The following is a 13,315-nucleotide window of genomic DNA, read 5'->3' as shown; positions in this document are numbered from 1 at the left end:
CCCGGAAACATTCATTTCCGGGTTTTCTTATTTTATAAAATCAATGGCTTTGCCTAAAACTTCTGGAATGCCGGAAGCATTTTTCCCTTTTCCTGAGGCGAAGAATGGCTGTCCGCCGCCGTTACCATCAATATATTTTCCAAGTTCTTTGATTACATTGTTTGCGTTTAAACCTTTTTCTGCAACCAATTCTTTAGAGATATAACAATGAATGCTTGGCATATTATCATCAACAGCAACTAAAAACACAAACGAATTGGGCTTTGAAGTTCCGATTGCCTGGGCTAAATCTTTTGTAGAAGCCATAGACAAATTGACTTGTTTTGCTAAAAAGTTAATTCCGTTAATTACTTGAGATTCATTAACCAAATCATTTTTTAAACCGTCAACTTTTTCTTTTAATAACTGCTCAATTTGTTTTTTCAGTTTTGCATTATCGTCTTGTAAAGCACTCACTGATTTTACTATATCCTGCGGGTTTTTTAACGTCTCTTTTATTTCAGCTAACGTATTTTCCTGGTTTGTGTAGAAATCTTTGACAGCATCTCCGGTAATTGCTTCGATACGACGGATTCCAGCCGCTACAGCACCTTCTGAAATAATTTTAAAATGCCAGATTTCGGCAGTATTCCCGACATGGATTCCTCCGCATAATTCCATACTATCTCCAAACTTGATAGCACGTACATTGTCTCCGTATTTCTCACCGAACAAAGCCATCGCTCCTTCTTCCACTGCTTGTTTGAAAGGGATGTTTCTTCTTTCTATTAGAGGCAGTTGCTCTTCGATTCTTGCATTGACAAAATCTTCTACTTGTTTGATTTCTTCGTCTGTCACTTTACTGAAATGTGAGAAGTCAAAACGCAGGTAATTTGGATTTACCAACGATCCTTTTTGTTCCACATGCGTTCCTAAAATCGTACGCAACGCCAAGTGCATCAAATGCGTCGCTGAGTGATTTTTAGACGTTGAAGTTCTTAAATCTGTATTGACTTTGGCCACAAAACCTGCTTCAATATTCTCAGGAAGTTGTTTTGCAAAATGCAGAATTAAATTATTTTCTTTTTTGGTATCGATAATTTCAATCGTTTCATTAGCAGAAACCAAAGTTCCTTTGTCTCCAACCTGACCTCCTCCTTCCGGATAGAATGGTGTATTGTCTAAAACGATTTGGTATAAAATCCCATCTTTTTTAGAGTCTACTTTTCTGATTCTGGAAATTTTTACATTGTTTTCTGTTAGGTCATACCCTACAAATGTTTCTACATTGCCTGGAATTAAAACAGACCAATCTTCTGTTGAAACTTCTGATGCAGCACGTGAACGAGATTTTTGAGCCTGCATGGAAGCGTCGAATTCACTTTCGTTGAACGACATTCCTTTTTCTTTCAAAATCAAAGCTGTTAAATCTTTTGGAAAACCGAAAGTATCGTATAGTTCGAAAGCTTTGGCACCCGAAACCTCTTTACCTGAAGTTTGTTCTACAACATTTTCAAGCAATTGCAATCCTTGATCCAGCGTTCTTAAAAAAGAAGCTTCTTCCTCACGGATTACATTCGTAACCAATTGTTGCTGTGTTTTGATTTCCGGGAAAAATTCTCCCATTTGATTCGCCAAAACCTCAACCAATTTATTAATGAATGGTTCTTTTGTATTTAAGAACGTAAATCCGTAACGGATGGCACGACGTAAAATCCTGCGGATTACATAACCCGCACCTGTATTAGAAGGCAACTGTCCGTCAGCAATAGCAAAGGCTACCGCACGAACGTGATCTACAATAACACGAATGGCAATATTCGTTTTGTTTTGTTCTTCGCTTATATTTTTAACTTCATTAGAAGTATATTTCAATCCTGTAATCTGCTCTACTTTTTCGATAAGCGGCGTGAAAACATCCGTATCGTAATTGGACGTTTTTCCTTGTAACGCCATACACAAACGTTCAAATCCCATTCCGGTGTCAACGTGCTGTGCTGGTAGTTTTTCTAGAGAACCGTCTGCTTTACGGTTGAATTCCATGAATACGTTGTTCCAGATTTCCACTACTTGCGGATGATCGTTGTTTACCAAACTTTTTCCTGAAACTTGTGCTTTTTCTTCTTCTGTTCGTAAATCAACATGAATTTCAGAACACGGTCCGCAAGGTCCCTGATCACCCATTTCCCAGAAATTGTCTTTTTTGTTTCCGAGGATAATACGGTCTTCATCGATTAATGTTTTCCAGATATCCCAAGCTTCCTGATCGAAAGGCACGTTGTCTTCCTTGCTTCCTTCGAAAACAGAAACGTATAAGTTTTCTTTTGGAATTTTATAAACTTCCGTCAATAATTCCCAAGCCCAGTTGATAGCTTCTTTCTTAAAATAATCACCGAAAGACCAGTTCCCCAGCATTTCGAACATGGTGTGATGGTACGTATCGAAACCTACATCTTCCAAATCATTATGTTTTCCTGACACACGAAGACATTTTTGCGTATCGGCTATTCTTGGGCTTTTTGGAGTTCCGTTCCCTAAAAAGAATTCTTTGAACTGGGCCATTCCTGAATTGTTGAACATCAGGGTCGGATCGTCTTTAAGGACGATTGGAGCAGACGGAACAATAGTATGTCCTTTGCTTTCAAAGAATTGTAAAAATTGCTTACGAATGTCTTGTGATTTCATTTTGTATTGATTCTTTATATTTTATTATCCGGTTTTTGGTTTTTTTGGTTTTTCTTAAAATTACAGGGTAAAACTAAGGAACCAATTTACCAAATATCCTAAAAGCCGCGCTTCAAAAATCTACAAATAGTTGAAACATTTTTTAAGTTATTACGTATAATAGTTGTTACTTTGTAATAATGAGTGCAAAAGTAGTATATTTTTAAGTTATGTCGAAAAAAGTTAAATATTATTACGACACCGAAAATTTAGCCTATCATAAGATAAAACCCAAAAAAGCAAAAAGTTTGGGTTATGCAGCATTGTTTTTAGTTGCATCGGCATTGTTTGGTTTCTTGTGTTTTGTCGTATTATTAAACACCCCCTATTTTGAAACACCAAAAGACAAAGCACAAACCCGGGAGATTGCAAATCTGAAATTGAATTATAAGATCTTAGACAAGAAAATGGACGAACTGGATGCCGTTCTTGCCAATGTTGAGGATCGAGATAATAATATTTACAGAGTGTATTTTAACAACGCTCCAATTTCCCAAATGCCAAAAAAGAAAGGGATTATTACCAAAGAACGGTTTGAAGAACTTTTGAGTTCCAACAACGAGCAATTGGTATCAAATACTACCGAACGTGTTGATATGATTTCGAAGCGGCTTGCTGTACAATCGAAATCGTTGGATGAGATACTAAAACTATCGAAAGCAAAAGAAAAGTTTTTAGGGTCAATCCCTGCTATACAACCTGTAAAAAATGAGCAATTACGACGAATGGCATCAGGTTACGGTTATCGATCCGACCCCTTTACAAAAGCAAGAAAAATGCACAAAGGAATGGACTTTACAGCACCAACAGGAACTCCTGTTTTTGCTACCGGCGATGGTGTTATTGAGCGTGCTGACAACACTGCTTCCGGATTTGGAAATCATATTGTAATACGACATGGTTATGGTTACGAAACTTTATATGCCCATTTAAGCCGTTACAACAAAAGAGTGGGACAACGTGTAAATCGTGGAGACATCATAGGATTTGTAGGCAGCACCGGACGAAGCGAAGCACCGCATTGTCATTATGAAGTACATAAAAACGGAAATGCCATCAACCCAATTAATTTTTATTACGGGAATATTTCAGCAGTGGAATATACAGCCATTGCTAAGTTAGCGTCTCAAGAAAATCAATCACTGGATTAATGCATATCGAATTACCTGAAAATAAAAGATACTACAGCATGGGCGAAATTGCGAAAGCGTTTGACGTAAATCAGTCGCTTATCCGATTTTGGGACAAAGAATTTGACATTCTGAAACCCAAAAAAAACGCCAAAGGTAATCGAATGTTTACACCCGAAGATGTCAAAAACCTGCAGTTGATTTATCATTTGGTCAAAGAAAGAGGCTTTACCTTAGAAGGCGCCAAAGTACATCTGAAAGAAGGGCAACAGAAAACATTGGACAAATTTGATATTATACGAAAACTGGAGTCGATTAAGACTCAATTAGTGAATATTAAAAATGAATTGTAACTAATTTTAAAATCACCGACTAATTAGCATTAAAGAAAATAACTTTTAAACTATAAGAACATGAAAAGATTTTTGCCTTGGATTATTGGAGCTGTTATAATTATTGGTCTATACAGCTGGGTTAAAGGAATTAATAATACTGCAGTAACATTAAGCCAGTCTGTTGAGCAATCATGGGGAGATGTGCAAACTTCTTACCAAAGAAGAAATGACTTAATCGGAAACTTAGTAAACACTGTAAAAGGAGCTGCCGATTTTGAAAAAAGCACATTGACCGCTGTAGTGGAAGCCCGCGCTAAAGCGACTTCAGTAAATGTAGATCCAACAAACATCACACCGGAACAATTGGCTGAATTTAACAAAGCACAAAGCGGGGTTTCTTCAGCATTATCCAGATTATTGGTAACTGTTGAAGCGTATCCAGAATTAAAAGCCAATCAGAATTTCCTGAAATTGCAAGATGAATTAGCCAGTACTGAAAATCAGATCCTGACTGCAAGAACGCGTTTTAATGAAGCCGTAAAACCTTACAACACTCATATTAAAACTTTCCCGAATTCATTATTTGCAGGAATGTTCGGTTTTAAAGAGAAAGCTTACTTCAATGCTGTTGAAGGTGCAGAAAAACCAGTTGAAGTAAAATTCTAATCTAAAAAACAAATGTCAAAAGTAGAAGATTTTTTAACCAAAGAAGATGAACAAGAAATTGTTGAAGCTATTCGTGTGGCTGAAAATGAAACTTCCGGCGAGATTAGAGTACATATAGAAAAAACAACTTCCATTGACGTGTTTAAACGCGCAATGGAAGTGTTTCACCTGCTGAAAATGGATCAGACCCAACTAAAAAACGGGGTTTTGATTTATGTAGCAGTAAAAGATAAAACGTTTGTCATCTATGGTGATAAAGGAATTAATGATGTGGTTCAGCATGATTTTTGGGATTGCACCAAAGACATTATGGCTTCACATTTTAAAAACGGGAATTTCAAGCAAGGTCTTATTGATGGAATTCTGAGAGCCGGTGAACAGCTAAAAAATTATTTTCCATGGGAACATGGCGATACCAACGAATTGTCAAACGAAATATCTAAAGGATAATGACTTTCCCTAAAATGAATTACTCGATTTATCTGAAACTGCTCGTTTGTTTTTTATTCACACAGGTTAGTTTTGCCCAGTTTACCATTCCTGAAACTCCTAAAGCTCAGACTTCAGTCTATGATTATGCGAATGTGTTGAATTCAACTGAGAAAAAACAATTAGAACAAAAACTAATTAAGTATTCGGATTCTACTACAACTCAGATTGTTGTTGTTACCATAGAAAGCCTAAAAGGCGAGGATATTGGAATATTGACTCCAAAATGGCTGCACCAGTGGGGATTAGGCCAAGCCAAAAAGGACAATGGGGTTCTGATCTTATTAGCCAAAACAGAAAGAAAAATTTGGATTTCGGCAGGTTATGGATTGGAAGACAGATTGACAGCCGGAATTGGCGGTGAAATTACCAGGAATATCATCATCCCGGAATTTAAAGCCGGAAGCTATTACAAAGGGCTTGATAAAGGAACTGACGCGCTTTTCGATGTTTTCAAAGGAAAGTACAAAGGAACACGCAAAAAAAATAATGATGGTGGTGGAGGAATTCCTATAATTTTCTTCATCGGTCTGTTTGTTTTCATACTGATTATCATATCCAAAAACAAGAATAACGGAGGTAACTCCGGCAATCGCGGAGGTGGTTTAGACTTATCGGATATTATTATCCTGAGCAGTTTAGGTCGTGGTGGTTTTGGAGGCGGTTCATCTTCAGGCGGTGGCTTTGGAGGCGGAGACTTTGGCGGTGGTGGTTTTGGTGGTGGTTTTGGCGGAGGCGGAAGCTCTGGCGGCGGAAGTGGCGGAAGCTGGTAATGTACTTATTAAAATGAAATATCTCTTTCTTTTATTATTTATATTATTTCTCCCGAATACAGCACAATCTCAATTAGCCGAAGAAATTCATGATCCGAATTTAGATGCCAAAATATCTTCTTACGATTCTATAATTAAGACAAAACCAAGTGCCGATGCTTACTTTCATCGGGGTTATCTCAACTCTTTAAACAAAAATTACGATAAGGCATTATCAGACTATAACAAAGCGATTTTATCAGACAGTACAAACCATGAGTTTTTTTTCAACCGAGCATACCTGAAAGATCTCCTTAAAGACTACCAAGGTGCACTCATCGATTATTCAAAAGTGGTTGCATTGGACAAAAAAAATTTCAAGGCATTTTACAACAGAGCTTACATTAAACAGTATCGCTTCAATGATGTAGAAGGAGCTTTTAAAGACTATACCAAAACCATTGAAATTGATCCAAAAAATGGTTTTGCATATGAGAAAAGAGGGTTTCTAAAAATGAAAGCCGAAAAACATATAGAAGCTATTAAAGACTTTGACAAAGCAATAGCATTAAATCCAACCGATTATTTGTCTTTTGCTTTCAGAGGCTATTGTAAGTCAGTGATTGGTGACAAAACAGCTTTAAATGATTTTAACAGAGTCCTTATCTTGCACCCAAGCGCTCAGGCATATGTGGATCGTGCAGCTTACTACCTTATTTATGACCGCAAGAGAGATTATTGTTCTGATTTAAGAAAAGCAGTGGACTCAGAGAATTATGAACCTGCTAAAGCTCTCATGAAGAAATATTGCAAATAAAATTTTTATAAACTTTATATCTTTGGATTTATCGGACAGTACTCCTCAGTACAAAGTAATGCAGGAATTTCGGAAAAAACCGCTTTAAATAAACGCCCATTACTTCTTTTCCGCCGATATAGGCTTCAAACTTTTTAGATTCAACTGCTTTGACAAATTTTTTAGCAAAAACAGCCACCGGCATTCCGTTTTGGGTAGCATTATCATCGGTATTTTGTTTTGAACCATCGGCAGTTAAAGCATTTTTAGCCACATTCGTCTGAATAAATCCAGGACAAATAAGCGTTACATCTACCCCGTCTTTCTGGTGTTCCATACGCAACACATCAAAAAAACCATGTAAAGCATGTTTTGCTCCGCAATAACCGGAACGATAAGGCGATCCAAATTTCCCCATCAGGCTTGTTATAGTTACAAAATGACCGCTTTTGTTTTTTAGAAAATGAGGAAGTAATGCTTTGGTTAAAGCCACAACTCCTAAATAATCGACTTCAATCAGTTTTTTATCGACACTAAAATCTGTTTCAGCCAATAACGAACGCTGACTGATTCCTCCGTTATTAATCAGCATATCGATTCTTCCGAAAGCAGCAATTGCTTTTTCGACGTGATTTTTGGCATTGTCATAATCCGCCAGATCAAAAGGCAGAATAATCACTTCAGTATTGCATTTTGATTTGACCATTTTGAGTGCTTCCTGATTTCGGGCTGACAGAATAAGTTTGCAGTTTTTAGTCGCTAATTCGTACGCTAACCCTTCACCAATACCTGACGAAGCTCCTGTAATCCAAACTACTTTATTGTTGACCATTGCCATTTTTCTATAAAAATAATAAAAAGCAATTAATAACCCTAAAAAACAAAACCCCGGAACAATAATTCCGAGGTCATGTTAAAAACCAAAATTAATATGAAAAGCAATGCCTTATTCCACAATCATTTTTTGAACAAAAACAGTTCCCGATGCAACTGTCGCTTTCACAACATAAGTTCCTTTAGCCAATCCGGAAACAGAAAGTTTAGCTGTATTGCTTTCCAACACCTTTTGTCCCAATAAAGAGAAAACAGTTACCGATTGGATTTGCGTCGTATCCGGTACCGTAAGATTAACTTCGGTTACAGCTGGATTCGGGTAAAGACCTAAACTATTATTTAACGAAGGTTGTTTTATGCTCAAAGGAAGATTAATGATTGAATATTTAGTCACACCCAAATCCACTACTCCGATGTAAGCATCAATGGTAGTTCCGTTAAAATCAAAATCCATAGCGCCAGTTCCGGCATAGTTTAATTGTGCCGAAGAAATTGTAGACCAAGTCAAACCATTATCAACAGAGTAAAGAATTGAAGCCTCTCCATACATAGAAGTATACGATCCCGCTGCAATAACTCCGTCATTAACCGGCGAGTACTTTAACTTATTAACATTTGTGCCTCCAGCAGACAATGCCCAGCCTTCTGCCGCATCTACTGTTGTATAGATTCCTGCATTTGACGCTACTGCAAATTGATTTGGGTTTAATGGATTTTTAACCAAATCAAAAATGATATCACTATTTTCATTAAGAGTCAACCCATCTGTTTTTTCGATCCAAGTTGTACCTGCATCTGTTGATTTAAATACTTTTGTCCCTTTAGCAATATACATTTCATCCGAATTTGTACTGTTCACGATAATTCCCGTAACCACACCATATCCAAACTCACTTATTTCAGGAGTAACAATTTCGGTAATAATTATATTATCTATATCACTAAAATCAATTTTAGATACAGTGCTATTTTCAGAACTGCGCATAGATACGTAGATAATATTACTATTGTTAGGGTCAACTGTCAGTTCCTGCATATCGTCTGCGAATGCCTGTAAAAGATTAGTAGTAGTTGCACCATAATCTGTACTTACATTTAAGAAACCTCCGAAAAAGCCCATTGAAGCATATGTAAAAACCCTGCCTGGAATAGTTGGATCAGCAACAACATAATTTTTTTTAGGATTGAATGAGTTTGGCAATTCTGTATCGAATGCCAATGTTGTATTTGTTTGCAGGTTTTTATGCAAACGTCCCCCTTGTGCACTATAATACAAATGGGACCCTGCAGTAGCATATTTTCCAACTGAAGTTCCTACAGAATTAAAGAAAGGCGCTCTAATTTGTGTCAATGTTGCTCCACTGTCATTTGAAATCTGAGGATATAAGTCTGTTGTTATAACCACCTGATTTTCATTAACAGGATTATAAGAAGCATTTATCCCATAATAATATTCCATTGAAATTCCTACCGGATATACCACATTATGCCATGTGTCTCCGCCATCGTCGCTGCGAACAATTTCGTTTTCTTCAAGAAGGATGATTTTATTCGGATTGGAAGCATTATATACAATCTTTGTGATATTGTTTAATGTTTCGTCTGTCCAGGTAATTGGGATAGTATTCCAGCTAAGTCCATTATCTGTTGATTTGAATAAATTTTCCGGATGGATACCAAAACCAATAGACGAACCAACTAAGATTTCGTTAGTATTTCCCGGATTAAAAGCGATAGCTTCGGTCGAAACACCCGCTAATGATTCTGTCCAGCTGATTCCTCCATTAACAGAAATAAATACTCCGCCATCTATACCACTATCTCCCAATCCTCTGGCCAGAAACAGCATTTTAGGATTGTTTGGGCTAATTGCAACATTATTAATAAAAACGTTATCATTATTTACCGTATAATAAATTTCTTGCCATGTAGTTCCGCCATTTTCAGTATAAAATGTCTTTCCAAAACCGGCAAAACCAATTTTAAAAGTAGTATCAACCAGCATAGTTGTTCCATCAGCATCATTCATATAATAAGAACTCAAACGACTAAGACTTGCTCCCGGAACACCACTTTGCGGAACAGGGAATGTAGCAGTAATCAGATTCGTCGCTAAATTAAGGATGCAGATAGAACTGCCTGTTGAAAACGACAAAGCATTGTTTCCCGGCAATAATCTTAAATCCTCAATAAATACCCCTGAATTAGGGAAAGAAAAAAGCAGATTCCAATTTTGTCCGTTATCTAAAGAAACAACAATATGATTGCCTTGAGTTGCTGCGTATAATTTATTCGGAACAGTTGCATCGTAGGTTACGTCCTGCAGTTTTCCGTAATCAGTAGAACCTTCAAGAGTCATTTGGGCACTTGCCGAACAGCAAATAAAAGACCAAATCGCTAGTAGTGTAATTTTTTTCATTTTTGTTTAGATTTAGATTCCCAAAGGTTAAAAAAACTAAACAAGACCAAGCTATTTAAAACCCGGACAAAGTGTGACGTAAATGCGGACAAAGTGTGATTACTGCATAGAAGCCAGATAATCGTAAAGATTCACTTCTTTTTCGAGTTCCATTTTAGCAGAAATCCTTTCTTTTCTTTTTCGGCAGGAATCTTGAGTAATATTAAGCATTGAGGCAATTTCCTTTGTACTTAAGTTCATATAAATGTAAGAAAGGAATCGAATATCGTTAGCGGTCAGGTTAGGATGTTTTGATTTTAAAGAAATCAGAAACCCTTGATTTACTTCTTCAAAATGAGTAATAAAATTGTCCCATTCGTTATCTGTTTTCAAATGATTCTTTAAAATTTCTATGTATTCGACCAAAGAATTATTTTTCGATTCTTGTAATAATACTGTCAATTCGGATAAAACTTCTTCAATCATTAAATTTCTTCCGGATAAGTACAAAGCTTTCGCAGACAATTTTCTGTTTTTCTGTTCCACTTCGTTTTTAAGCCGCTCTTGTTCTAACAATGACAAAGCGTTGTTTTCATCAAATTGTTTTTCAAGCAACAGTAATTCTCTTTTCTCTTTTTCCAATTCCAATGCTAAAATCTGCTCATTTCTCTCTGCAATGAGTTTTTTCTGTTTGTGTTTAAGAGACAGGTTACGAAGGATTCCAACTATAAAAAAGACAATAATTATTACAGACAAGAGAATCGTGTAGAAAATTTTCCTTTCATTGACCAATTTTGACTCGTTACGTTCCGATTGGTTTTTATAATTCTGGATTTCAAGCTTAACTTTACTGTTTTCGTATAGTTTATTGTTTTTGATTTTATCCAGTTCCTGATTAGTGCTGATAATCGAATCCTTATATTGAAGCGCCGCAGCATAATTCTTTTTCTTGAAATTGATGTCAGATAATAATTCGAACACCTTGAGTTTGGTATCCAGGTTCGGTTCTTTTTGCAGCGTCTTTTTAGCGAAATCCAAAGCTTCCTCTAATTTGTTTTCCTTCAGATAGGCCTTGGAAATAATCATGTAAAGCGCAATACCAGTGTAGTTGAATTCAAGGTCTTTGGTTGTTTTCAGTAATTCTTCAGCAGATTCCCTTGCGCGTTTAGGATTCCCAAGGGCTACATCACAATCTCCAAGACCTATTTTTGCAAGCACTACAAATTGAGGCTGGCTTACCAAAAGAGGCAATGATTCTACAAAATAAGTCCTTCCGAGCTTGTAATTATTACTTTCATTGGCAAGATTACCCATATTCATTGCATAAAGCCCCATCCGAAAGTTATCTTTATTTTCCTTGGCTATTCCGTATGCTTTGTTAAAATATTCATTTGCCTTATCGTACTTTTTCTCTTCGGAATACAAAATAGCTATATTATTCAGAACAATCATTTCGTCCTTTGGCTCCAGCTTTTTTATAGCCACAGTATAAGCTTCCAAATAATAATTAAGGGCTTCACCATACTCCAGAAGCAGGTAATAATTCGCTCCTATATTATTTAAAGCTAAGAACTCGAGATTAGGCAAATCATTACTTCTTGACATCGCAAGGGCTTTAGTAAGCAATTCCAAGGAGCGCATATGTTCGTTTTTATTCAGTGCTTCAACCCCTGACTTAACTAAAGAATCACATTTTACGCTTGCATTATTCTGTGCTCTTGCATCAAACAAAAGGCATAGCAAGAAAACAGAAGCCAAGAACCTGAACAGCCTTTTTTGTAACATAATTGAGTTGTGAAATATTTTATTCAAATATAAGATGGAATTGCAAAAAATAAAACCTCTTTCCGTTTGAATTTTAACTTGGAAAGTCAGACAGCAAAACAATGATTTACATTGAATTTTAGCCTTTTAGCCTAAAATGAGGATTCTCTTTTTTCATCTCCTAATTAATCTGTAAAATATTTTCTGCGTTTTTAACGAAAAAAAACAGATAATGAAAGTTATTCTATCAATATTTACGGGCTTTCCGAAGATTTATAAGAAAAAACGAATTAAGAGGTCATTAAAAACCAGTATAGAATAAAGGGGAAAAACACCCCTACAAAATGAGTATAAAACCCTACCTATTTTTTTGATGGTTGCCACATCTTTGCAACAACGAATTAAACAATCGAAATATTCTAAATCAAAAAATAAAACATTATGAAAAAGATTATTATTGTAACAACGCTGCTTTTATTTGGGGGAATAATAAGCGGTCAATCCATCACCAACAGCAAATTAACAAGCGAATGTCCTAAAAGCGACTATAGCCAAAATGTTAATTGCGTTGGCGGGTGGAATGCAAGTCACGGTAATCCTTCAGTTCATGAAACAACAGACGAAAACACTTCATTATGGATGTGGTCACATTCTAATCTAGGTGAAGGAGTTACTACTGATTACGATTTTCAGGCAGGTAAAACCTATCAGGTTTCGTTTAAAATAAAAACTTCTTCAAATGTTTCCAACCCTAATGATGTCGTTTTGAACTCGACAGCCAATGTAAGAGCAGTAACTGGAATGACCTCTACGGGATCTTCCGATATGCCAAAAACACCTTACGCAAGTGAAGTAATCTGGTCGAAACCAATGGGCATCGCAATAAATGGCTGGAAAACAGTCAAAGTAAACTTTACACCAGAAAACGACAACAGCCAGCTTTGGTTTTATCCATCAATGACAGCAAATGCGAATGAAAACGGCGGAGCACGCGTTCAAATGGAAATTGACGATGTTGTAGTTACCCCAATGGCAAAAACTACTGCAGAAGTTAACAACACCTTTACGGTTTTATCTTCCAATCCGGCAAAAAAAGGAGAAGTGATGAAAATAAAAACCAAAACTGATGAAGTTGTTGAAGTAGCTCTTTTTGACATGGCCGGAAATTTAAAAACCGTACCTTTTACAAAAGCAGACAACACTACCATCGAATTCATGATTGGTGATAATTTCAAAAACGGAATTTACACACTAACAATCCTAAATGATAATAATTCTATTTCAAGCAAAAACATCATTGTCAAATAGATTTTAGAAAATACTGAGTCGTCCTAAAATAGGTTGACAAGTTTTACAATAAATTAATTAAAACCAGTGAAGTTAACTTCACTGGTTTTTTCATATACAAAGTTAGGTGTTTTCATATTTAAACTCAAATGTGGTCTTTT

Annotated in this window: 11 protein-coding genes; 7 read left to right on the top strand and 4 right to left on the bottom strand. The window is 36.2% G+C overall.

The annotated features are described in order from the left end of the window. Window positions 1–27 precede the first annotated feature (27 nt). Window positions 28–2,664 carry an alanine--tRNA ligase gene (gene alaS, locus ACRDEC_RS07590; protein ID WP_431497736.1) on the bottom strand — a complete coding sequence of 879 codons (2,637 nt, stop codon included), beginning with the start codon at window positions 2,662–2,664 and terminating at the stop codon, window positions 28–30. A gap of 209 nt (window positions 2,665–2,873) precedes the next feature. Between alaS and ACRDEC_RS07585 the strand changes: the two genes are divergently transcribed. Genes ACRDEC_RS07585 through ACRDEC_RS07560 form a run of 6 tightly spaced genes read left to right on the top strand, consistent with a single transcriptional unit; the run spans window position 2,874 to window position 6,892 of the window. Further along, window positions 2,874–3,854, top strand: coding sequence for a M23 family metallopeptidase (locus ACRDEC_RS07585; RefSeq protein WP_431497735.1), 981 nt, complete (start codon window positions 2,874–2,876; stop codon window positions 3,852–3,854). Further along, window positions 3,854–4,186, top strand: coding sequence for a MerR family transcriptional regulator (locus ACRDEC_RS07580; RefSeq protein ID WP_431497734.1), 333 nt, complete (start codon window positions 3,854–3,856; stop codon window positions 4,184–4,186). The genes ACRDEC_RS07585 and ACRDEC_RS07580 overlap by 1 nt, the downstream gene beginning before the upstream one ends. Window positions 4,187–4,246: 60 nt before the next feature. Beyond that, window positions 4,247–4,834: a LemA family protein gene (locus ACRDEC_RS07575; protein WP_431497733.1), complete on the top strand. Its 588-nt coding sequence runs from the start codon at window positions 4,247–4,249 to the stop codon at window positions 4,832–4,834. 12 nt (window positions 4,835–4,846) lie between these two features. Next, window positions 4,847–5,284 (top strand): TPM domain-containing protein, encoded by a 438-nt coding sequence (locus ACRDEC_RS07570; RefSeq protein ID WP_431497732.1) that lies wholly within the window; start codon window positions 4,847–4,849, stop codon window positions 5,282–5,284. A gap of 14 nt (window positions 5,285–5,298) precedes the next feature. After that, window positions 5,299–6,096: a TPM domain-containing protein gene (locus ACRDEC_RS07565; RefSeq protein ID WP_431497731.1), complete on the top strand. Its 798-nt coding sequence runs from the start codon at window positions 5,299–5,301 to the stop codon at window positions 6,094–6,096. Window positions 6,097–6,109: 13 nt separating this feature from the next. Continuing rightward, the gene (locus ACRDEC_RS07560; protein WP_431497730.1) at window positions 6,110–6,892 is read left to right on the top strand and encodes a tetratricopeptide repeat protein; all 783 of its coding nucleotides are present in this window, start codon (window positions 6,110–6,112) and stop codon (window positions 6,890–6,892) included. 28 nt (window positions 6,893–6,920) lie between these two features. On the opposite strand, the gene ACRDEC_RS07555 is transcribed toward ACRDEC_RS07560, so the two are convergent. The 3 genes from ACRDEC_RS07555 to ACRDEC_RS07545 form a co-directional block, all read right to left on the bottom strand. Then, window positions 6,921–7,709 carry an SDR family oxidoreductase gene (locus tag ACRDEC_RS07555; protein ID WP_431497729.1) on the bottom strand — a complete coding sequence of 263 codons (789 nt, stop codon included), beginning with the start codon at window positions 7,707–7,709 and terminating at the stop codon, window positions 6,921–6,923. A 108-nt stretch (window positions 7,710–7,817) separates the two neighbouring features. Beyond that, a complete protein-coding gene (locus ACRDEC_RS07550) occupies window positions 7,818–10,124 on the bottom strand; it encodes a T9SS type A sorting domain-containing protein (RefSeq protein WP_431497728.1) in 2,307 nt (768 codons plus the stop codon). A gap of 99 nt (window positions 10,125–10,223) precedes the next feature. Next, entirely contained in the window at window positions 10,224–11,888 is a 1,665-nt protein-coding gene (locus tag ACRDEC_RS07545) for a tetratricopeptide repeat protein (protein WP_431497727.1), read from the bottom strand. A 420-nt stretch (window positions 11,889–12,308) separates the two neighbouring features. Between ACRDEC_RS07545 and ACRDEC_RS07540 the strand changes: the two genes are divergently transcribed. Further along, complete coding sequence (locus ACRDEC_RS07540) at window positions 12,309–13,175, top strand: T9SS type A sorting domain-containing protein (protein WP_431497726.1); 867 nt, start codon at window positions 12,309–12,311, stop codon at window positions 13,173–13,175. The last annotated feature ends 140 nt before the right edge of the window (window positions 13,176–13,315 follow it).

This window comes from Flavobacterium sp., assembly GCF_050696275.1.
Classification (GTDB): Bacteria; Bacteroidota; Bacteroidia; order Flavobacteriales; family Flavobacteriaceae; genus Flavobacterium.
This window is presented reverse-complemented; position numbering and strand designations above follow the sequence as displayed.

Excerpts from the sequence above, each read along its gene's own strand:
- alaS (WP_431497736.1), bottom strand. The coding sequence starts at position 2,664 with ATGAAATCACAAGACATTCGTAAGCAATTTTTACAATTCTTTGAAAGC.
- ACRDEC_RS07585 (WP_431497735.1), top strand. The coding sequence starts at position 2,874 with ATGTCGAAAAAAGTTAAATATTATTACGACACCGAAAATTTAGCCTAT.
- ACRDEC_RS07580 (WP_431497734.1), top strand. The coding sequence starts at position 3,854 with ATGCATATCGAATTACCTGAAAATAAAAGATACTACAGCATGGGCGAA.
- ACRDEC_RS07575 (WP_431497733.1), top strand. The coding sequence starts at position 4,247 with ATGAAAAGATTTTTGCCTTGGATTATTGGAGCTGTTATAATTATTGGT.
- ACRDEC_RS07570 (WP_431497732.1), top strand. The coding sequence starts at position 4,847 with ATGTCAAAAGTAGAAGATTTTTTAACCAAAGAAGATGAACAAGAAATT.
- ACRDEC_RS07565 (WP_431497731.1), top strand. The coding sequence starts at position 5,299 with ATGAATTACTCGATTTATCTGAAACTGCTCGTTTGTTTTTTATTCACA.
- ACRDEC_RS07560 (WP_431497730.1), top strand. The coding sequence starts at position 6,110 with ATGAAATATCTCTTTCTTTTATTATTTATATTATTTCTCCCGAATACA.
- ACRDEC_RS07555 (WP_431497729.1), bottom strand. The coding sequence starts at position 7,709 with ATGGCAATGGTCAACAATAAAGTAGTTTGGATTACAGGAGCTTCGTCA.
- ACRDEC_RS07550 (WP_431497728.1), bottom strand. The coding sequence starts at position 10,124 with ATGAAAAAAATTACACTACTAGCGATTTGGTCTTTTATTTGCTGTTCG.
- ACRDEC_RS07545 (WP_431497727.1), bottom strand. The coding sequence starts at position 11,888 with ATGTTACAAAAAAGGCTGTTCAGGTTCTTGGCTTCTGTTTTCTTGCTA.
- ACRDEC_RS07540 (WP_431497726.1), top strand. The coding sequence starts at position 12,309 with ATGAAAAAGATTATTATTGTAACAACGCTGCTTTTATTTGGGGGAATA.